The sequence below is a fragment of the Paenibacillus sanfengchensis genome, from assembly GCF_036864765.1.
Taxonomy (GTDB): domain Bacteria; phylum Bacillota; class Bacilli; order Paenibacillales; family Paenibacillaceae; genus Fontibacillus; species Fontibacillus sanfengchensis.
Map to the genome: position 1 here is coordinate 105,554 of NZ_JBAGJC010000005.1, position 20,143 is coordinate 125,696.

Consider the following 20,143-nt stretch of genomic DNA (forward strand, 5'->3'; position numbering starts at 1 on the left):
TCCCTTTAAAGACGTTCCCGCCATCACGCTGCTGTTTGCCTATTCCTCGGGGCTAAGGCCGATTTGCGTTTGATTCCGGCCATTCTTTTTCGCTTTGTAAAGCGCCATATCCGCCAGATAAAAAAGTGATTCGACGCTGATTTTATCACTCTCCCGGTTCCATTCCGCAATGCCGCAAGTAACGGTAACCCGGGGTTCACACTCCGCGGCCACCTGAAGACGAATCGTCTCGGCGATCTGGTATCCACTGCGAACGTCCGCCCCCGGCAAATAAATGGCGAGCTCTTCACCGCCCCAGCGGGCGGCGATATCCGTTTTGCGCACCGTACGCTGAATGATCGAACAAACCTGCTGCAAGATTTTATCCCCGGTCTGGTGGCCGTACGTATCGTTGACTTGCTTGAACAGATCGATATCCACAATGATGAGGGACCCGCCTTCATCCTGCTTCTGAAAATGCTGTATCCGGTCATCCAGATAGTGCCGGGCGTACAGCCCCGTAAGCATATCGTGATTGGCCATTCTCTGCACCTCGGCATGCAGGGATGCATTGGCAATCGCCAGACCGATGTGGGAGGACAGCACCTGCAAGAGCCTGTAATTCTCATACGAGAAAAAGCGTGCCTCCCGGTGGGCCAGCATAATCGCTCCCGTCACCTCTCCCCGCACCATCAGCGGAGCCACGATCAGCGAGTTGGAATCCGTCTCGTCCATCAGCTTGGAGCTGATCTTTCCGTAGGCCTTGTAATCGGACAAAATCACCGATTCCTTCGTTGTCAACACGAGACCGCTATAGCCGTAATTCTTGGGAAAAAACGATTTGGAGAGGGCCGGGACGTTACACGCCATAACTTCAAATACTTCCCCGCCCTTGTCCAGTTGAGTGATGCAGCAAAACTCCGCCCGGAAGATGGAAAGAAGCTCCTCGGTAGCGAATTTGAAAACTTCCTTCAGCCGTAAACTTTGATTCAGGCGCTTGGTCAATTCGTTAATAAGCCGGAGCTCGCTGACCAGAAGGTTCGACTGCTCATACAGCTTGGCGCTCTCAAAAGCGGACCCCGCGATATCCGCCAGCATACTGACCAATTGAAGGTCCACCTCTTCAACATCCCGGGGAGGCGTAACCAGGTGAAAAACGCCATAAACCCCCTGTTTGCCCACAAGCGGGACCGCGATTTCCAGGCAATCTTCCCCGTTGTCTTGACTTCCCCCCGAACGGAGCGTCACGCCCTCCATAAAGGCCCGGGCGCAGATGTTATCCCGGGTCTCCCGCAACTGCAGGGATTTAACCCGGGGATCCCGACTCAGGTAATCCTGGGACATCAGCAATTCGACTCGGGCTTCCGGAAACAGTCCGGCGATTCGGCCGAATACCTCGGTAAGCACGGAATCCACTTCTTTCTTATCGTGCAGTTCCTGAATGACCTGAAACAAAATGGACCTGCGATATTCTTCCCGCTTGGCCAGCCCTTGCACATGCAGCAAATCGGAGATAAACAGCGTCTCGAGCCCTTTATAGAAGCAGGTCTTGAAAAACTGGGCCGCCATCACGACCCAAGCTTCGGCGAAATCCGCCGCCGCCGCGCCATAAACCGTACATCCCAGTACGGCGAACAGCTCGTTCGTATGCCTGGTCAGCACCGGGGCCGCTATGCAGAAACCCTCCGGAAAGCGGGAGATTGCCACTTGAATTTCCCTTAGGCAACTTCGGGTCACCTCGTCGATCGATTGCTCCGTTTCAGGAATCCGGGAATCCCCGCTACGATTTACGAACTCCCCGGCCGAATCAGCAACAAACCATTCCACCCGGCAGGAAACCGGCGGCTGCGGCAGCTGGGAAGCCCAATCCCGGCAGGCATTCTCAAGCAATGCCATAATGTATGGGTAGTCATGGGTCGTAATATCCATCAATCCGAGCCAGTTAATAGGATCCTGATCTTCCTCGGGATTCCAACTCGGCAGAGTGTAGGTCGGTGTTGGCATGAACGCTTGCATCGAGTCGTCTCTAGTTTGTTTTGTCATGTAAAAGCTCCTTTTCGCCGCACCCAGCCCGCAGCGAGATAATTTAATCGAAGCCGTCTCACTCTGCCTTTAGTTACACGAGTATCATAGTAATATTTGTTCCGTTCCTTGTTTATATGTTTATTTTACTATCTTCGTAGCCGTTTTGCATTATAATTTACTTCATTTTCAAAGTAATATTAGGTCCAAAGGCCTATCGTCAAAATCCTTTATATTTAAACAAAATCCACCGCTTGACATTATCCGCCCGTTTCTTATAATATATATTGTTGATAAAGACTGGATAGAGTCTTTGATTAGGGGCGTAAATCATGCGAAGCACCCTCTCGGTTTTTGTTGCTGACAAGACAGCGGCTGAACTTTCTTGTCAGAGAGCGGATTATCTATCCTCCGCCCGCCCAAACAAAGCCCGCGCAAGTAGAACCCTACTTAAAATTTTATGATAAAAGGAGTCTACCTATACAATGGCACGTTACACTGGTCCTAAATTTAAACTCAGCCGCCGCCTTGGCATTTCCTTGAGCGGAACAGGCAAAGATTTGAAACGCCCTTTCCCTCCGGGACAACATGGCCCTAACCAACGGAGAAAGGTTTCCAACTACGGTATGCAGCTTTTGGAGAAGCAAAAACTGCGCCACATGTACGGTTTGGGAGAAAAGCAGTTCCGCACTTTGTTTGCCAAAGCGCAAAAAATGCCGGGTATTGCCGGTGAAAACTTCATGGCGTTGCTCGAAAGCCGCCTGGACAACCTGGTATACCGCCTTGGTTTCGCTAACTCCCGCGCGGGTTCCCGTCAATTGGTTTCCCACGGTCACATTACCGTAAACGGCAAGAAAGTGGACATCGCTTCCTACCGTGTAAGCATCGGCGATGTAATCAGCCTTCGCGAAAGAAGCCGCGGCTTGTCTTCCGTTAAGGAAGCTCTGGAGAACCGCACGCACCTTCCGGCTTACCTTGAATACAACGATACGGCTATGGAAGGCAAATACATTCGTTTGCCGGAACGTTCCGAGCTGTCGCAAGATATCGACGAGAAACAAATCGTCGAGTTCTACAACCGTTAAGATTTGCACAAAAAAACCGACCCAAGTCGCTCCGACTTGGGTCGGTTTTTTTGTGCAAATTTCTCTATCCCGCCACTCCAGCGATTAACGGGAATTTCTCCCGTTAATTTTGCTAATTTTACCCACTCGGCACGATTTAGCAGGATTTTCTCCAGCTAATTCTATGCCTGAGAGGCGATCAAAGCCTCGACTACGTAAATTAGCCGGAGGTTTTCCAGCTAATGCGAAATTCGAGCGGCGTATGACCGAATTAACGGGAGGTATTCCCGTTAGTCGTGCTATATTGAGTGTGCGAATCAATAGTTCAACTATACAGTGCTAACTGCAACAAAACGGAAAAGACCTGACCCGGACACTTATCCGGATCAGGCCAATCAGGCATTACAAATATATTTTTCGCAATTTATTTAACCAACAGCTTGGCGAATTTGCGTTTGCCGACCTGAATGACTTCTCCGCCGGACAGAGCGATCGCCGCGTTTACATCGGTCAGCTTCTCCTCATTGATTTTCACGGCGCCCTGCTGAATGCTCCGTTTCGCCTCTCCGTTGGATGAAGCGAATCCGATTAACGTCAACAGCTTGATCAGTTTGATCGTTCCGTCCTCCAGTTCAGCGGCAGACACCTCAATCTCCTCGATATCCTCAGGCAGCGCGCGCTGTTGGAATACAGTAACAAAATGCTCCTGCGCGGCTTCCGCGGCGCCTACGCCATGGTACATGCGGACGAGCGTATGCGCGAGCTTCATCTTTGCGTCGCGGGGATGAACCGTCCCCGATTTGACGCCCTCGCTCAACGTCTCCAGCTCCTCGTTCGTTAAATCCGTAACCAACTCGTAGTATTTGAGCATCAATTCATCCGGAACCGACATCGCTTTACCGTAGATTTCATTCGGCTCCTCATCGATGCCGATGTAGTTTCCGAGGCTCTTGCTCATCTTCTGCACGCCGTCAAGCCCTTCGATGAGCGGCGTCATGATGGTGACCTGCGGCTCCTGGCCGTATTCCTTCTGCAAGGTTCGGCCCATCAGCAGGTTAAACTTCTGATCCGTTCCGCCTAGCTCGATATCGGTGTGCAGAGCGACGGAGTCCATTCCCTGCATCAGCGGGTAGAAAAATTCGTGAATGCTGATCGGTTGACCGGTGGAATACCGTTTGGTGAAATCATCCCTTTCCAGCATCCGGGCCACCGTCACCTTCGCGGCCAGCTTGACCACATCCTCGAACGTCATCGGTGCCAGCCACTCCGAATTGAAGTGTACCTTGGTCTTCTCCGGATCCAGAATTTTAAAAATTTGCTGGCGGTACGTTTCGGCATTCCGCTGCACATCCTCTTCCGACAGCTGTTTCCGGGTTTCCGATTTCCCGGTCGGGTCTCCGATCCGGCCGGTAAAATCACCGATAATCAGTTGAACCTGATGTCCCAGCTCTTGGAATTGGCGCAGCTTTTGCATGACGACCGTGTGGCCGACATGGATATCCGGCGCGGAAGGATCCAGCCCCAGCTTCACTTTCAGCGGCGTTCCCGTAACCACCGATTTCATGATTTTCTTCTTTAATTCGTCCTCCGGTACGATTTCCACCACGCCGCGGGAGATCACCTTGAGCTGACGGTCGACCTCCGCTTGTTGAGCCTGTGTCAATTCTTCCCACTTCATTCTTTCATTCCTCCACATATGATTGTGATTTGATTTTTTTGTGCGCCGAAAACGACAAAAAAGCTCCTTCTCATCCCAAGGGACGAGAAGGAGCCGCTCGCGTTACCACCCTAATTAAAACCGTGCTTCGCCACCGCCGCCAATCGGGCGGGCATGTCGATGCCGCGGTTTTCACCTCATTTCCATAACGGTTTCCCGGTACCGGACTACTGACAGTGTGCGCGTGGCCCATGTGCGTTCCCCCGGACGGCTCCAGACGGTAATTCAAAGGAGATCCGCCCATTCGGTTCGCAGCGACCACCGATTCTCTGAGCGGCGGGATTCCGCCTTCTACTATGTCTATCCAAGCCTTTAGCGATATACAATTAGCTATTTTATATCACAGGTACATTTCCAAAGTCAAACGGAATAATATGCGAAAACCTTGGCGAATACCTGGCAAGTAGGGTGGAAAATCAACCAAATCCCCTTTTTTATGCTATAATGTTGCTGTTAAAAAGGAGGAGCATCCATGGTTCATGAGAACGAAAACAATTCCGGAAAGCTGCAGAGAAAAAACCGGAACAACAAGCCTTCCGCCAAGCCTGCTCCCAAACGCAAACGGGGACGCTGGGTATGGTCCACCCTCGGCTGGCTTGTGCTGCTCGGTTTTGCCGGAGCTTTGTTTGCCGGAGGGGTTGTATTCGGATACGTCTCCTCGATCGTCAAAGACGAGCCGGTGAGATCGCGTGCCGATATCGAGCAAAAAATCAACCATAACGACATAACCGGATTCGCCTACTTCCGGGACGGCCAGCCGATCGGCCAGCTCCGTTCGGAAGAAGACCGGCGGCCTGTCGCTTACCAGGAGATCCCTTCCTCCGTGATCGATGCGGTCATCGCCATTGAGGACAACCATTTTCAAGAACATAAGGGCATCGACTTTAAGGGAACCCTGCGGGCCGTGAAACAAAAACTGCTCAAGGAAGACATCCAGACCGGCGGCAGTACGCTGACCCAGCAGTTGGCGCGCCGCGTATTTTTGAATCTGGACCGGACGGATAACCGGAAGGTCAAGGAGATTTTGCTGGCTTTAAGACTGGAGCGTTTCCTCTCCAAAGAAGAGATCCTTACGGCGTATCTGAACAAGGTTCCTTTCGGCAACGGTTCGAACGGATATCAAGTCTATGGGATCAAAGCGGCGGCCAAGGGAATTTTCAACATTACCGACCTGAAAGATCTGAACATTGCGCAGGCCGCCTATTTGGCCGGGATGCCGCAGCGGCCATCGGCCTATTCGGCCTTCAACGGCAAGGGCGAGTTTAACGAGGAGAACTTTGACCGCGCGATAAAAAGACAACAGCTTGTGCTTCAGCGAATGCTGGAGGAGAACAAAATTACTCGAGCTCAATATGACGAGGCGCTGACGTTCGATATTAAGGCCTCTCTCGCGCCCAAGACGAAGAAGGCCTATGAAACCTTCCCTTACCTGATGCTTGAAACGGAGCGCCAGGGGGCGATTGTGGTCGCGATGATGAACAACCCGGGGATGTCCAAGGAGGAGATCGCCAAAAATCCGCAAATCCTCGAAGAAGCGCGGCAGGAACTGCTTACCGGCGGATACCGGGTATACACCACGATCGACAAGCAGGTATACAACTCCATGCACAAGGTTGCGGAGGATAAGGATAACTTTTCGCCATACAGCAAAACCAAAGGGTTGGAGCAGGTCGCCGGCATGATGATCGATAATCGCACCGGGGCGATTCTGGGCATGATTGAAGGCCGTGATTTTCACACGGAACAGATGAATTACGCCACGCAAATGGTGCGTCAACCCGGCTCGACGATGAAGCCGATCGCCGCCTACCTGCCGGCCATGGAGGCCGGATTGATTCAACCGGCCAGCATCATCGACGATTCGCCGGTGATTTTGCGGGACGGTTCGAAAGGCTATCATATCCCGGTCAACTCCGGCGGCGGCTATAAAGGACTCGTTACCGCCCGGACGGCGCTGAACGAATCCCGCAACATCCCTGCCCTGAAGGTGTTCAACGATGTAGTCGGCATCGATAAAGCCTGGGATTTCGCCAAAAAACTCGGCATTACGACGCTGGATGAGCGGGATTATACCGCGCAGACGGGAGTTCTCGGCGGTTTGCGATACGGGGTAACGGTCGAGGAACTTACGAACGCCTACAGCGCCATCGCCAATGGCGGAGAGTTCAACGACGCCTATATGATCGGCAAAATTGTGGATTCGCAAGGGCATATCGTTTACCAGGAGAAAGCCGAACCCAAGCGCGTTTTTTCCAAGCAAACCGCTTACCTGATGACGGATATGCTTAGAACGGTGATTACCAGCGGTACAGGTAAATCCATCAAAAGCGATTTCAAGAATTACAGAAAAATTCCGATCGTCGGCAAAACGGGAACGACACAAAACTACGCCGATGTCTGGTTTATGGGTTACACGCCGGACGTGACGCTCGGCATTTGGATCGGTTACAAAGAGCCTAAGAACACCCTGTCCGATGCCGGCAAATCGCGGGCCCGCTCCATCTGGGCCAAGGTGATGAACGAAGTCACCGAGCATGAGAAAGACCTGTTCGTCACACCGGAATTCACCAAACCGGACGGCATTGTCACCGCCACGGTATCCGGTTTCAGCGGCAAGCTGCCGACCAAGCTGACCCGGGAGGCCGGCAAGATGGTCACGGATATTTTCAATGCGAAATACGTCCCTAAAGAATCCGACGATGTCCTGGTCCGTATGAAATATATCACCTATAACGGAGTTAATTATATTCCGAAGTCCACCACACCTTCGGACATGGTCCGCGAGAAGGTAGTCATGAAGCGGGAGAAACCTATCAAAGAGTTGATCGACGACTTGCAGAAAGCATTCGGATCGATGCGGGGCGGTCACCGGTCGCTGAGCTACTATATTCCGAGGGACGCGGGCGAGGATGCGCCCACGAAGCAGGATCCCCGGACAGATGACGGGGCGCCGCCGACAGCGCCAAGCAATGTGGCGCTCCAGTCGGGAAGCGTGAGCTTCAGCAAAAGCACCCAGAAGGACGTAGTCGGCTACCGCTTGTACCAAGCCGTAAACGGAGGCACCTTCAAGTATACCGGGCAAGCCGCGTTGGCCGGGGAATCCACTTCGATCAGCGTGGGAGAAAAGGGCGGCTATTCCTATTACGTTACGGCGGTCGATGTGGCGGGCAAAGAATCCCAGCCTAGCGCCATCGTCGGAGCCAACCAGACGACTCCACCGGAGGAGAACGAAGGCGAACTCACCGATCCCGCCGGGGAAGCCGAGGAAGGGGACGGCACAGCGCCGGACCTCACGGTTGCTCCCAGCACGCCGGGTCAGGTTGAAACACATGTCAGCGACAAAGATGTAACGGTGAGCTGGGGAGCGAACGCTTCCGCGGAATTCGTATCCGGCTACAATATCTATGTCGCCGAAAACGCGAGCGGGCCGTTCAACAAGCTGGGCAGTACTTCAAGCACCCAGTTCAAGTTCAAGCATGAAGCCGTCAGCGGGTGGATTCAGATCACCGCGGTGAACGAGGTCGGTGAATCGACGCCTTCGGCCGCGGTTCAATACGGCAAGTAAACAAATAAACCTCCCCTCCGTCCATGGATTGCTCGTATCCATGGAACCGGAGAGGAGGTTTTCTTAATTAAGCGGCTCAATCCTCAATCGTGGACAAATCGCCTGCCGGCAGATTGAGCTCCCATGCCTTCAGGACGCGCCGCATAATTTTACCGGAACGGGTCTTCGGCAGTTTATCCTTAAACTCGATCTCCCGCGGGGCCGCGTGCGCCGACAAGCCTTCCTTCACGAACCGGGCGATCTCCGCTTTCAACTCCTCGGATGGCGTGTAACCCTCACGAAGCGAAATGAATGCCTTGATGATCTCGCCGCGCGTCGGATCGGGCTTGCCGATCACGCCGGCCTCGGCTACTGCGGGGTGTTCGACCAGCTTGCTCTCCACCTCGAAAGGCCCGATCCGTTCCCCGGAGGAATTGATGACGTCATCGATCCGCCCCTGGAACCAAAAGTATCCGTCCTCGTCCACATAGGCCGTATCACCGGAAATATACCAGCCGGGGATACGGAAATATTCCTCGTACTTCGGCGCGTTGTTCCAGATCAGCCGCATCATCGAAGGCCAAGGCGTCCGCACAGCCAAGTTCCCCATCCGGTTCGGCGGCAGAACTTTGCCGTTATCGTCAATGATGGCCGCCTCGATGCCGGGAACCGGTTTTCCCATCGACCCCGGCTTGATCGCCATCGACGGATAATTGCAGATCAATTGCCCCCCGGTCTCGGTCATCCACCACGTATCATGGATACGGTGTCCGTAAACCTTATGCCCCCAACGGACCACCTCGGGGTTGAGCGGTTCCCCGACGGACAAGATATGCCGCACACTGGAGAGGTCATACTGCTTGACGATATCCTCCCCGGCCCCCATCAGCATCCGGAATGCCGTCGGCGCGCTGTACCAAACTGTAACCTTGTTCTGCTGCAAGGTTTCGTACCAGTCGCCGGGGCTGAATCGTCCGCCGCGAACAACATTGGTTACGCCATGCAGCCAGGGGGCGAAGATGCCGTAGGATGTACCGGTGACCCAGCCGGGATCGGCCGTGCACCAGTACACATCATCCTGGCGAAGATCAAGGACGACCCTTCCCGTGTGGTAATGCTGCAGCATGGCGTTGTGGACATGATAGACGCCCTTGGGCTTTCCGGTCGATCCGGAAGTATAGTGCAAGATTAAACCATCCTCCCGATTGACCCACTCGATTTCCGTCTCCTCGGAGGCGGCTTCCATAGCCAGATGGTAATCTACAATCCCCTCTTGGGGAGCCACATCATCTCCTACCAGAAAAATCGTCTTCAGCAAGGGAAGCTCATCCCGCTTGACCCGGGGCAGTAGTGCTGGCGTGGTCACGAGCGCTGCCGCCCCGCTGTCCTCCAGACGGTCCTTGACGGCCGTCTCCATGAAAGCTTCGAATAGCGGGCCGACCACGGCGCCGATTTTAATAATGCCAAGAATACTGACATATAATTCCGGGCTGCGCGGCATAAATACAAATACACGGTCCCCTTTGGAAATCCCCTGGCCGCGGAGCACATTGGCGAACTGATTGGACTTGCGCTGCAGGTCCGCAAACGTATACGACTCGTTCCGTGTCGAATCGCTGAACAAAAGCGCAGGGCGGTCACCCTGGCCGGCATCGACATGCCGGTCAATCGCTTCATAGGCAAGATTGACCTTCCCGGTCACATACCAGGAGAACTGCTTCTCCACATCCTCCCAGTTGAAATTCGCATACGCCGCTTCATAATTACCCAAATTCGATGAAGGCGCGTCCGTCGAAATAATTTCACCTTGCAATTGGCTCATCGTTCCATCCTCCCTTGATCTTTGCAAAACATATAATAGAATAGATCAAACTCATGAAAACGGATACAAAGTTGATTGCGTAAGCAGGACAATTTTTGTTCGGGGAATTGGACAAATAGTTGAATCGAAATAATGTTACAAAAATCACGATGTCAAGTTATATTTATGAATAAATTATGTCGGAAATCATTATATCACACGTCTTTTCCCCCGGCTATACTTTTCAATTTTGCATTTTTCTGCTATATGTTAGGGGAACGAGCAAAGGAGGCGGCAATGATGGAACACCGAAAAACGTATATCCGCCATACCCTGCCCCAAACCGATCGTGAGCTCATTTTGGAAGGTCCTGTTACTCCTTCTCATTTAGCCTCGCTTCGGATGCACCCGGATCTCGACGCTTTCCGCCGTCCCGAAGAACAGCTGGAAGCGTTGATTGAGATTGCGGGACTGCCGGAAGGGCGGATTATTATCGCCCGGGACCAGGAGGTCATTATCGGCTATGTAACGTTCCATTATCCCGACGAGATGGAGCGATGGTCGCAAGGAAATATGCCCGATTTGATCGAGCTCGGGGCCATCGAGGTTTCCAATGAATACAGATCCCGCCGTATCGGGTCAAGTTTGATTCGTACCGCTTTTGAGGACGGTCAGATGGAGAAATACATCGTATTTACGACGGAGTACTATTGGCACTGGGATTTAAAAAGCAGCGGCCTTTCCGTCTGGGATTACCGTAAAATGATGGAGCGGCTGATGCAGACCGTCGATATGGTCTGGTATGCGACGGATGATCCGGAAATTTGCTCCCACCCCGCCAACTGCCTGATGGTCCGGATCGGCAAAGAAGTTCCGCTCGAATCGAAGGAACAGTTTGACCGGATTCGTTTCCAGCAGCGCTTCATGTATTAACCAAGACTTACGTGAAAGGACGCGTGACGCCATGTCTGGAAACGCTTTATTTGTCCATCATGAGCAATCGATGAATTACCGTTTCCACGATCATCACCCGTTTCACCCGATCCGGCTGCGGCTGACGCTGGAGCTTCTGCAAGCCTGCGGCGCGCTGAGTTCCGGGCAGATGCTTGTCTCCCGTCCCGCCACGGAGGAGGAGCTTCTCTGGATTCACCAGCCCGCCTACGTCGAAGCGGTTAAGGCGCTCAGCGACTCTCCGCCTGATCCGGCGTGGACGGAGCGTGCGGAGCAGTACGGCCTGATGGACGAGGACACGCCGTATTTCCCCGGCATGCACGACGCGGCCTCTTACGTTGTGGGAGGCACGATCACCGCGGTGGACGCGGTCCTGTCGGGCCGGGCGGACCACGCTCTGCATTTGGGCGGCGGTCTGCACCATGCCCTGTCCGCGAAAGCCGCCGGCTTCTGCGTCTATAACGATGCCGCCGTGGCCATCGCCTACGCGAAACACCGCTTCGGGGCCCGGGTGCTGTACGTGGACACCGACGTTCACCACGGCGACGGGGTGCAGTGGAGCTTCTATTCCGATCCGGATGTGTGTACATATTCCATTCATGAAACGGGAAAATATTTGTTTCCCGGAACGGGATTTCTTCATGAACGGGGTGAACATTTGGGCTACGGAGCCTGCTTGAACATTCCGCTCCAGCCCTATACGGAGGACGCCTCCTGGATGGAGTGCTTCGAAACCTCCATTACGCGGCTGGCAAACTATTTCAAGCCGGATTTGATCGTCAGCCTGCATGGCTGCGATGCCCATGCTTTGGATCCGTTAAGCCATATGCACTGCAGTATGGCCATATACAGCGAGATGCCGGCGATTCTCCATCGGCTGGCCCATACGCATTGCGGGGGGCGATGGGTCGCCGTCGGCGGAGGCGGCTACGATATGTGGCGGGTCGTTCCCCGTGCCTGGAGCCTGCTTTGGTTGGAAATGAGCCAACATCCGCTGAAACGGGTGCTTGACCGGGAAGACCGGCCGCAAACCAAGCTGCCGCAGAGCTGGGCCGAGAAATGGCAGAGTCAAACGCCGACGCCCCTCCCCGCGTTTTGGCTCGACGATTTAACGCGTTGGGAGGCGATTCACCGCAGGGCGGAAATTACGGCAAAAAACCGCGAGAATCTCGCGGTTGCGCTTCAGGATTATCCGCCGGCCCCCTAAAGCAGGGTCTTGATTAGTTTAGAGAATCCACATGTTGGATCATGTCTTCAATAATCTCAAATGAGCGCTTAGAAGCGATCACGGTAAACTCGGCGAAATTCACGTCCGCCGTTCCGTCCGCTTTGTCGGACATCGAGCGCAGCATCACATAAGGCACGGCGTTCATATGGCAGACTTGACCGATCGCCCCGCCTTCCATCTCCACGCAGGTTCCGTCCATGCTTTCATAGAGAAAGCGGACGACTGCCGGATCGGCGATAAACTGGTCACCCGACAAAATTCTCCCGACCCTGTAGCCGTTTTCCCGGCAAACGCGGGAGCAAGCTTCCTCCGCGAGCTTGATCAGCCGGGGGGCGGCCGGAAAATCGGACACCTCTTGAAACGGAGTCACCCCGCGGGGGAATCCGATCGGCGAGCAGTCCATATCGTGCTGCTGGCATGACGACGAGATCACGATATCGCCGATATCCAGCGAAGGATGCAACGCGCCAGCCACCCCGGTAAACCAGATCATCCCGACGTCAAAACGGTCGACCAGCACCTGCGTGGTTATCGCGGCATTCACTTTCCCTACGCCGGATTTGCACACCACGACGTCTTTGCCGTGGAACTTCCCTTTCACAAAGGAAAGCCCCGCCTGAGCTACCGGTTCCTTGGCTTCCATGCCGTCCAGCAGCAGCGCCAGCTCTTCATCCATCGCCCCGATGATTCCGATTGTTTTCAGCATGTTCAATCGCTCCTTTATCGATTTATGTAAGCTTAACTTGCCCTACAGCCTAAAAAAAGCTCCTTCATGAGGAGCTTTTTTCCGTTATAACCTTTTTCATATATTTGTCTATCTAATCTTCTCTATAATTGAAAGCAGCCTAAACGTGGCTGACGGACAACCGCAAAATCGTTTCGTGCGGCAAAATGACCCGAGGATTCTCCACGGTTTCTTTCTTCATCAGTTTCGTCAGAAGGCGCATGGCTACCGCTCCCAAGTCATACATCGGCTGGGCGACCGTCGTCAACTGAGGACGCACCATGGAAGCCATACGAATATTGTCGACGCTGATGATCGAGAAATCATCCGGCACTTTCAAGCCTTCATCCTGAATGCTGTGAATCGCACCGATCGCCATCTCGTCCGTAGCGGCAAAAATCGCGGAAGGCCGTTTCTTGAGCCCCAGGAAATATTTCATCGCTTCCACCCCGGATTCATACCGGTAATTGCCGATCCGCACAAGATCCTCGTCATAAGGAATTCCCGCGGTTTCCAGGGCGCGTTTGTACCCTTGGAAGCGCGCATAACCGTTTGCCGGATCCTGCAGCGTGCCGCTGATCATTGCAATGTGCCGATGGCCATGGCGAACCAGCGTGCTGACCGCATCGAAGGCCGCTGCTTCATGGTCGATATCCACCGAGGGAATCATCCCGTCTTCGTCGCTTGTTGCGCAGAGAACGATCGGGACAGCCGAAGTCTGAAACGCCTGAACATGCTCTTCCGTCACGGTTCCGCCCATGAACAGAAGCCCGTCCACTTGTTTCTCAAGCAACGTGTTGATGACCCGAATTTCCTTCTCTTTCTTCTTGTCCGCATTACATAAAATAATATTATAGTGGTACATGTTCGCGATATCTTCGATACCTCTTGCAATCTCGGCAAAAATCGAATTCGAAATATCTGGAATCACCACTCCGACCGTTGTCGTCTTCTTGCTGGCAAGACCTCTTGCCACCGCATTCGGACGATATCCCAAACGTTCAATCGCTTCGTACACTTTTTTCCGAGTTTGCGGCTTCACATTGGGATTGTTATTCACAACCCGGGAAACCGTAGCCATCGAGACGCCCGCTTCACGAGCCACATCGTAAATGGTAACCGTCACATTATTCTCTCCATTGCCAATAGATTTTCACTCATTACTCCGCGAGCCCAATGTTTCAATTAAATTTATGATACGACAAAATACTACTTTGTGCAATGATAACGCTTCATTTACACAAGAATTCCTTGCAGGGCCTCTGCGGTGATCCTGGAATGCGAAGTATGCCATACCGCTTGTCCGTCCTTTACCAAAAGAGCCTGCGGCGATTCATGCTTGACGGCGAGAACCTCGGCGGCCTCATTGGAGACCTCGCGGTCCTCCACTACATAAATCAGTCCGTATGTAATCTTCTCGTTGGGAGAGCCCTTCAGATAGTTCTCCAATTCCCGGTAGGCGCCGGAACTGATCGGGCAGCGCGTACTGTGCTTAAACAGCAGCAGCGGCTGACTCGCCGAATGTTCCAAGACACGGTGCAGATCCTCTTTTGACGTGATTCTCCTCAATTCAGGCATCTCGCATCCATTCCTTTCAGAAAATCAATTTTCATTTTCCTAAATCATATCTTACCAAAAACGGCACGCGAAATACAACTCATGGCGACAAATTCATTAAGATTATCTTTTATTTCGTGCTCAAAAACTGACGATCTTTTACAAACTTCGACAAAGTTGCCAGCCTTGCCGCGATTTCTTTCATCCAGTTTTCATCATTCATCTTTTGCGCACAGCCGTATAAATCAAGCAGCAGATTGATGCGCTCTTCACAATGCTGTTCCAGCATAGCTTCAAACAATACGGAGTCCGCCTTCGTCCATTTGCGGGACAACTCATAAAGCACATCCGCAAGTTCATTGACTTCGGTGAAAAATACGCGTCCTTTAGCGTTCTGTTGTTTCAACTGATCCAGCAAGTCCAGCAGATCCGGCTTGACGAACGGCAGCACTTCGTAGAAGTTGCAGTCTTCGCATTCAAAGATCGGCACCCGATCGATTTGAAATTTGTTTTCAAACACGACCAGCCGGAATCCGAAATTCATTTTTTGTCCGCAGCGGCAAAGCCTGCGCATAGGAATCACCTCATAAATAGTCCATCACGTTTTGAGTCGGATAAAGATTCCAGCGCAAGAAGGATTATCCTTGCGCTATGAGCATGAAGAAGAACATCATTTTTGATACAATTAAAATATTGAAAACGATTTTCGTCAAGAGAAAAAGCAGACAGGAGGAGACGAATTTGAGATTATCTGGTAAAAAGGTGATCGCCCTGGTCGATGAGGAATTTGAGGACTTGGAGCTGTGGTACCCGATTTATCGCGTTCGCGAGGAAGGGGCCGAGGTGCATCTGGCCGGGTTGGAGAAAGGCAAAAAATACATCGGCAAATATGGAGTCCCCGCCGTGACGGATATGTCGTTTGAGGAGGTCCGTTCCAGCGATTACGACGGGATCCTTGTGCCCGGAGGCTGGGCTCCCGATAAGCTGCGCCGGTACGGGAAGGTGCTGGAGGTCATTCGGGAGTTGAATGAAGCAAAGAAGCCGATTGGGCAAATTTGTCATGCGGGATGGGTTCTGATTTCCGCCGGCATCCTGAAAGGCGTCACCGTCACCTCCACGCCGGGAATTCGCGATGATATGGAAAATGCCGGAGCCGTATGGAAGGACGAGCCCGTCGTGGTCGATGGACATATCGTCTCCGCCCGGCGCCCGCCCGATTTGACGGAATACGGAAAGGCATTCGTCGATGCTTTGGCGGACTCCGCACAATAGTTTTAGCAAACAGTTAAGCTGAGAAAGACCCGGGAATCGTCCCGGGTCTTTCTCAGCTTTTCATATATTCGATGTGGCCGTAGCACCGCCTAGCGGCCAAGTACCGGGTCCTTCCCCAAATAGCGGGTAAGCTCGGCTTCGATTTCCTCGCTCGTCGACAAGCCGTAGCAGTAACGTCCCTCTTCCTCGGCTTCCTTCACCGAACTGTTTAAAATCCGGTGTTTAACCCGCAGCAAGGACTGCGGCGACATACTGAGCGTATCGACCCCGAGGTACAGCCAGATCGGCAGCACTTTTTCGTCGCCGGCCATCTCGCCGCACACGCTGACCGCTATGCCGGCTTCCTTTGCGGCCGTTACGGTTTGGCGAAGCATGCGAAGCACGGCCGGGTGGTAAGAGTTGTACATGTGGGCGATCTTTTCGTTCATCCGGTCGACCGCCAGCACGTACTGGACCAGGTCATTCGTACCGATACTGAAGAAATCGGCTTCTCTGGCGAGCAGATCGGCTATGGCTGCCGCAGCCGGAACTTCAATCATCACGCCGACTTCCACTTCGCCGGAATACGGCAGCCCGCGATCGGACAGCTCCCGCTTAGCTTCTTCCACAAACCCTTTGGCCCGTTTCAATTCCTCCAACGAGGACACCATCGGCAGCAAAATTTTGATTTGGCCGTAAACACTGGCCCGCAAAATCGCCGTCAACTGGATTTTGAACAGCTCTTTGCTGTCCAGACTGATGCGGATTCCGCGATAGCCGAGCACCGGATTCTCTTCCTCCGGAATCGTAAAATACTCCAGCTGCTTGTCTCCGCCGATATCCAGCGTGCGAATGACGACCGGGTGGCCGTCCGCCTTCTCGACAATTTGGCGGTAAACCTCAAACTGCTCGTCTTCGCTCGGGAAAGCCGGGCGGTCCATGTACAGAAATTCCGTGCGGAACAGCCCTACGCCCTGAGCTCCGTATTTGATCGCCTGCTCGAAATCCTTGACCGAGCTGATATTCCCGGCCAGCTGCATCCGGTAGCCGTCCCTTGTCACCGCATCGACGGAAGCGAGCAACTGCAGCTGCTCCTTGCGGCGGCGCTGCTTCTCGGCGATCTCGGTGTACCGGTCGATAATTTCCTGCTCCGGATCCAGGTAAAGCCAGCCTTCATCGCCGTCGACGACGAGCAGGTCCCCGGTCTGCAGCGGTTTCGTCAGCTTATGCTCCAGACCGGATACCAGCGGAATGCCCAGCGCCCGGGCCATGATCGCGGAATGCGAGGTTTTGCCCCCGGCCATCGTTACCATCCCCAGCACGTTCTCGGGATTCAGATGCACGAGCTGGGACGGTGACAATTCCTTGGCTACCAGAATGTAAGGCTGGGTATCCGACGGCAGCGTAATCTCCGGCGTTCCCAGCAAATGCTTCAACAGCCGGTTGCCGACATCCTTGATATCCAGCGCCCGCTCCTTCATATATTCATCATCCAGCAGATCGAACATCGTGACAAAGTGATCGATCGCTTCCTTTACCGCAACCTCGGCAGCCTTATACTGCCGTTCGATAATGCCCTGAATCTCGCTCATAAATACAGGGTCTTCCAAAATGGCGATATGCGCATCAAAAATGCTGGACTCCGCGACCCCCACCGTTTCCTTGATTTCGTTCTTCATGAACTCAATCTCGGTCTTGGAGGTTCGGATCCCCTCATATAGTCTCTCGAACTCTTTGGCGAGATCCACCTTCTCCATCCGGCGATCCGGCACATCCCACTCCCAGGCGGGCAGCACGAACGCCTTGCCGATGGCGACGCCAGCCGCTGCTCCGATACCCTGTATCATGTTTCGACCCCCTAAGTCCTTACTGTGAAGTATAGGATACCCTCTCTCTAATACTTTATGGTAAGCCCAGCTTCGTAAATTTGTCAAAGGAATTTACGCAAAGAAGGCATCCCCGCCATCTCCGATGACTTCAGGACGCCCATCCTTTATTTATTACAACAAATTACCTTTTGCCGATCAAAATGCTGTCCTCCACTTTAATGCACCGGTCCATAATCACTGTCAGACCGCCTTTCGAGGCAATTTCATACGCTTCATCGCTCGCGATGCCGAGCTGAAGCCAGAGCACATGCGCCCCGATTTCCACCGCTTCGCGGGCCACTTCCGGCGTATATTCGCTGCGGCGGAATACGTTAACGATATCCACCGGCTCGGGAATATCCTTCAGGGAAGCGTACACTTTCTCGCCGAGAATTTCCCCGCTGACGGACGGATTTACCGGAATAATCCGGTAACCGTTATTTTGCAGGGCCTGTGAGACCATGTAAGAGGTCCGGTCCGTCTTGTCGGACAAGCCGACGACAGCGATGTTTCCGGCGTTCTCCAAAATCTTCTTGATTTCATCCCGACTTGGATTTTCAAATGCCATGTTGCATCACACCTTTCTTGACCTTATTTTACCCACTCTACCGATGCGCCAAGCGCCTTAAGATGATCGAAAAATTGCGGATATGATTTCGCCACATGGTGCGCATCCTTAATCAATAGCGGTTCCTTGCACCGCAAACCTACGACCGTGAGCGCCATGATCACCCGGTGATCATAATGCGCGTCGATCGTCGCGCCGCCTTCCAATCCCGTAGGCCGCCCGTGCACGATGATCTCGGATTGCCGTTCCTCCACTTTGGCCCCTGCTTTTCTCAGTTCATTCAGGTAGTCTGTAATCCGGTCGCATTCCTTATACCGTAAGTTCTCCACGTTATAGAAGCGGGACGTTCCTTCCGCAAACACCGCCGCGGCCACCATCGCCAGCACGGCATCGGTGGCGGCATCGCCGTCGAATTCCACCGGACGCAGCCGGCCGTTGCCGAGCACGTGCACCGTATCGTCACGATGGCTGAGCGGGACGTCCATCATTTGCAGCACATCGACGATCGCCCGTTCACCTTGCTTGCTGCCCTCCATCAGCCGGTGTATTTTCACATCGGATTTGGTGACCGCCGCCGCCGCCAGAATCGCCGCCGACCCGGGGTAATCGCCTTGGACCGTATAATTTTTCGCCTGGTAGCTTTGGCGCCCTTGAACGCGGAAGAACCTGTAGTCGCTTGAAGCGTCCACGATAATCCCCGCTTGCTCCAGCACCTCCAAAGTCTGTCCGATCACGACTTTCGATTTCAGGTCACCCAGCACTTCGATCTCGCTGTCTTCCTCCAGCAGCGGGGCTAAGAAGAGCAGAGCGCTCAAATACTGGGAGCTGACTTCGCCCGATACGCGGATTTTCCCGCCCATCGGACGTCCTCCGCGAATCGTAATCGGAAGGCGGCCTTCCTGGTGCTCAATTTCCACACCCATGCTTTCCAGCGCTTCGATCAAGTCGGTGTGCGGGCGCTTGCCCAGGGAATCCGGATAGGTGTTCACAAAAGTGACTTCCGGGCAAAGCGAAGCGATCGCCATCAAAAACCGCAGCACCGCTCCGGCGTTGCCGACGTTGAGCTCCTTCACATCCCGCGGGTGCTTGCCGAAACCGGTGATCACGATCTTCTCGTCGTCCTCCTCCAGCACCGCCCCGAGATCTTGAATGCAACGGCGCATTGCGTCGCTGTCCTCGCTATGGGCGGGGTAATAAATCGTACTTGTCCCTTCCGCCAAAGCGGCGACGAGCAAATACCGGGTTGTATAATTTTTCGAGGAAAGCGCTCCAAACTCTCCCTTCAGTTCTGCCGTAGGCCTTACGATCATGTCCATATGTAAATTCCCCTTTGCAAATATTGTCGATTAGCCGCGGTAATGCATTAAAATCTCGGCGGACACTTCCCCCGCACTCTTGCCGGTTGTATTGATCGTGACGTCGGCAAAATCATAGGCATGCTTACGCTCCTCCAACAGCGCCGCGATTCTTGCTTTGGCTCCGCCGGCGAGAAGCGGCCTGTTCGGATCTTCCCCGACACGGGCCAGAATTTCTTCCGCCGTAGCCTGAAGCGCTACGACCCAGCCACGTGCAAGCATTTCCCGGCAATTCTCCGGCCGAAGCACCGCTCCGCCGCCGGTCGCCAGCACCGCCCCGCGCTCTTTCAGCGTTTCGCACAGCACCCGGGTTTCCAAGTCGCGAAAATAAAGCTCCCCCTTCTCCTCAAACAACCGGGGAATACTTAAGCCCGCTTCGGCAGCGACTAGAGCATCCAGGTCCAGCAGGCGATAGCCTGTTTCCGCGGCGAGATAAGCGCCTACCGTCGATTTGCCGGTCCCCATCATTCCGACCAGCACAATGACATCCTTCTTGCTCTCCATGACTCCACCC

16 protein-coding genes are annotated in these 20,143 nt (G+C 53.6%); 5 read left to right on the top strand and 11 right to left on the bottom strand.

Going from position 1 to position 20,143, the window contains the following annotated elements; all coding sequences use genetic code 11:
* Positions 1–39: 39 nt before the first annotated feature.
* The gene (locus V4U84_RS12370) at positions 40–2,022 is read right to left on the bottom strand and encodes a sensor domain-containing diguanylate cyclase (RefSeq protein WP_334071795.1); all 1,983 of its coding nucleotides are present in this window, start codon (positions 2,020–2,022) and stop codon (positions 40–42) included.
* A gap of 464 nt (positions 2,023–2,486) precedes the next feature.
* Between V4U84_RS12370 and rpsD the strand changes: the two genes are divergently transcribed.
* Positions 2,487–3,086 carry a 30S ribosomal protein S4 gene (gene rpsD, locus V4U84_RS12375; protein ID WP_334071796.1) on the top strand — a complete coding sequence of 200 codons (600 nt, stop codon included), beginning with the start codon at positions 2,487–2,489 and terminating at the stop codon, positions 3,084–3,086.
* Between the two features lie 403 nt (positions 3,087–3,489).
* Here rpsD and tyrS read toward each other — a convergent pair whose 3' ends face one another.
* Complete coding sequence (gene tyrS, locus V4U84_RS12380; protein WP_334071797.1) at positions 3,490–4,743, bottom strand: tyrosine--tRNA ligase; 1,254 nt, start codon at positions 4,741–4,743, stop codon at positions 3,490–3,492.
* A 511-nt stretch (positions 4,744–5,254) separates the two neighbouring features.
* On the opposite strand from tyrS, the gene V4U84_RS12385 reads away from it, so the two are divergent.
* Entirely contained in the window at positions 5,255–8,347 is a 3,093-nt protein-coding gene (locus V4U84_RS12385; RefSeq protein WP_334071798.1) for a transglycosylase domain-containing protein, read from the top strand.
* 76 nt (positions 8,348–8,423) lie between these two features.
* On the opposite strand, the gene acsA is transcribed toward V4U84_RS12385, so the two are convergent.
* Positions 8,424–10,148, bottom strand: coding sequence for an acetate--CoA ligase (acsA, locus tag V4U84_RS12390; protein WP_334071799.1), 1,725 nt, complete (start codon positions 10,146–10,148; stop codon positions 8,424–8,426).
* A 279-nt stretch (positions 10,149–10,427) separates the two neighbouring features.
* Between acsA and V4U84_RS12395 the strand changes: the two genes are divergently transcribed.
* Together V4U84_RS12395 and V4U84_RS12400 are read left to right on the top strand one after the other, a co-directional pair.
* Positions 10,428–11,060: a GNAT family N-acetyltransferase gene (locus V4U84_RS12395; protein ID WP_334072060.1), complete on the top strand. Its 633-nt coding sequence runs from the start codon at positions 10,428–10,430 to the stop codon at positions 11,058–11,060.
* Between the two features lie 31 nt (positions 11,061–11,091).
* On the top strand, positions 11,092–12,285 hold the full coding sequence (locus V4U84_RS12400; protein WP_334071800.1) for an acetoin utilization protein AcuC: 1,194 nt from the start codon (positions 11,092–11,094) through the stop codon (positions 12,283–12,285).
* Positions 12,286–12,298: 13 nt separating this feature from the next.
* Here the strand turns inward: V4U84_RS12400 and V4U84_RS12405 are convergent, their stop codons facing one another.
* The 4 genes from V4U84_RS12405 to V4U84_RS12420 all read right to left on the bottom strand — a co-directional run bounded on the left by V4U84_RS12405 (position 12,299) and on the right by V4U84_RS12420 (position 15,161).
* Positions 12,299–13,012, bottom strand: a complete 714-nt coding sequence (locus tag V4U84_RS12405; RefSeq protein WP_334071801.1) for a 5'-methylthioadenosine/adenosylhomocysteine nucleosidase — start codon at positions 13,010–13,012, stop codon at positions 12,299–12,301.
* Positions 13,013–13,151: 139 nt separating this feature from the next.
* A complete protein-coding gene (gene ccpA / locus V4U84_RS12410) occupies positions 13,152–14,156 on the bottom strand; it encodes a catabolite control protein A (protein WP_334071803.1) in 1,005 nt (334 codons plus the stop codon).
* Positions 14,157–14,266: 110 nt separating this feature from the next.
* On the bottom strand, positions 14,267–14,608 hold the full coding sequence (ytxJ, locus tag V4U84_RS12415) for a bacillithiol system redox-active protein YtxJ (protein ID WP_334071804.1): 342 nt from the start codon (positions 14,606–14,608) through the stop codon (positions 14,267–14,269).
* Positions 14,609–14,717: 109 nt separating this feature from the next.
* Positions 14,718–15,161, bottom strand: coding sequence for a hypothetical protein (locus tag V4U84_RS12420; protein ID WP_334077271.1), 444 nt, complete (start codon positions 15,159–15,161; stop codon positions 14,718–14,720).
* Between the two features lie 167 nt (positions 15,162–15,328).
* Here V4U84_RS12420 and V4U84_RS12425 point away from each other — a divergent pair, with 167 nt between their 5' ends.
* Positions 15,329–15,859 (top strand): type 1 glutamine amidotransferase domain-containing protein, encoded by a 531-nt coding sequence (locus tag V4U84_RS12425; RefSeq protein ID WP_334072061.1) that lies wholly within the window; start codon positions 15,329–15,331, stop codon positions 15,857–15,859.
* An 89-nt stretch (positions 15,860–15,948) separates the two neighbouring features.
* Here V4U84_RS12425 and ptsP read toward each other — a convergent pair whose 3' ends face one another.
* The 4 genes from ptsP to V4U84_RS12445 form a co-directional block, all read right to left on the bottom strand.
* Complete coding sequence (gene ptsP, locus V4U84_RS12430; RefSeq protein ID WP_334071806.1) at positions 15,949–17,685, bottom strand: phosphoenolpyruvate--protein phosphotransferase; 1,737 nt, start codon at positions 17,683–17,685, stop codon at positions 15,949–15,951.
* Positions 17,686–17,848: 163 nt separating this feature from the next.
* A complete protein-coding gene (locus V4U84_RS12435; protein ID WP_334071807.1) occupies positions 17,849–18,274 on the bottom strand; it encodes a CoA-binding protein in 426 nt (141 codons plus the stop codon).
* Positions 18,275–18,297: 23 nt separating this feature from the next.
* Complete coding sequence (aroA, locus tag V4U84_RS12440; RefSeq protein ID WP_334071808.1) at positions 18,298–19,590, bottom strand: 3-phosphoshikimate 1-carboxyvinyltransferase; 1,293 nt, start codon at positions 19,588–19,590, stop codon at positions 18,298–18,300.
* Between the two features lie 30 nt (positions 19,591–19,620).
* Positions 19,621–20,133, bottom strand: a complete 513-nt coding sequence (locus V4U84_RS12445) for a shikimate kinase (protein WP_334071809.1) — start codon at positions 20,131–20,133, stop codon at positions 19,621–19,623.
* Positions 20,134–20,143: the final 10 nt, after the last annotated feature.

Coding starts and splice junctions, on each gene's coding strand:
- V4U84_RS12370 (WP_334071795.1), bottom strand. CDS start 2,022: ATGACAAAACAAACTAGAGACGACTCGATGCAAGCGTTCATGCCAACA.
- rpsD (WP_334071796.1), top strand. CDS start 2,487: ATGGCACGTTACACTGGTCCTAAATTTAAACTCAGCCGCCGCCTTGGC.
- tyrS (WP_334071797.1), bottom strand. CDS start 4,743: ATGAAGTGGGAAGAATTGACACAGGCTCAACAAGCGGAGGTCGACCGT.
- V4U84_RS12385 (WP_334071798.1), top strand. CDS start 5,255: ATGGTTCATGAGAACGAAAACAATTCCGGAAAGCTGCAGAGAAAAAAC.
- acsA (WP_334071799.1), bottom strand. CDS start 10,148: ATGAGCCAATTGCAAGGTGAAATTATTTCGACGGACGCGCCTTCATCG.
- V4U84_RS12395 (WP_334072060.1), top strand. CDS start 10,428: ATGGAACACCGAAAAACGTATATCCGCCATACCCTGCCCCAAACCGAT.
- V4U84_RS12400 (WP_334071800.1), top strand. CDS start 11,092: ATGTCTGGAAACGCTTTATTTGTCCATCATGAGCAATCGATGAATTAC.
- V4U84_RS12405 (WP_334071801.1), bottom strand. CDS start 13,012: ATGCTGAAAACAATCGGAATCATCGGGGCGATGGATGAAGAGCTGGCG.
- ytxJ (WP_334071804.1), bottom strand. CDS start 14,608: ATGCCTGAATTGAGGAGAATCACGTCAAAAGAGGATCTGCACCGTGTC.
- V4U84_RS12420 (WP_334077271.1), bottom strand. CDS start 15,161: ATGCGCAGGCTTTGCCGCTGCGGACAAAAAATGAATTTCGGATTCCGG.
- ptsP (WP_334071806.1), bottom strand. CDS start 17,685: ATGATACAGGGTATCGGAGCAGCGGCTGGCGTCGCCATCGGCAAGGCG.
- V4U84_RS12435 (WP_334071807.1), bottom strand. CDS start 18,274: ATGGCATTTGAAAATCCAAGTCGGGATGAAATCAAGAAGATTTTGGAG.
- aroA (WP_334071808.1), bottom strand. CDS start 19,590: ATGGACATGATCGTAAGGCCTACGGCAGAACTGAAGGGAGAGTTTGGA.
- V4U84_RS12445 (WP_334071809.1), bottom strand. CDS start 20,133: ATGGAGAGCAAGAAGGATGTCATTGTGCTGGTCGGAATGATGGGGACC.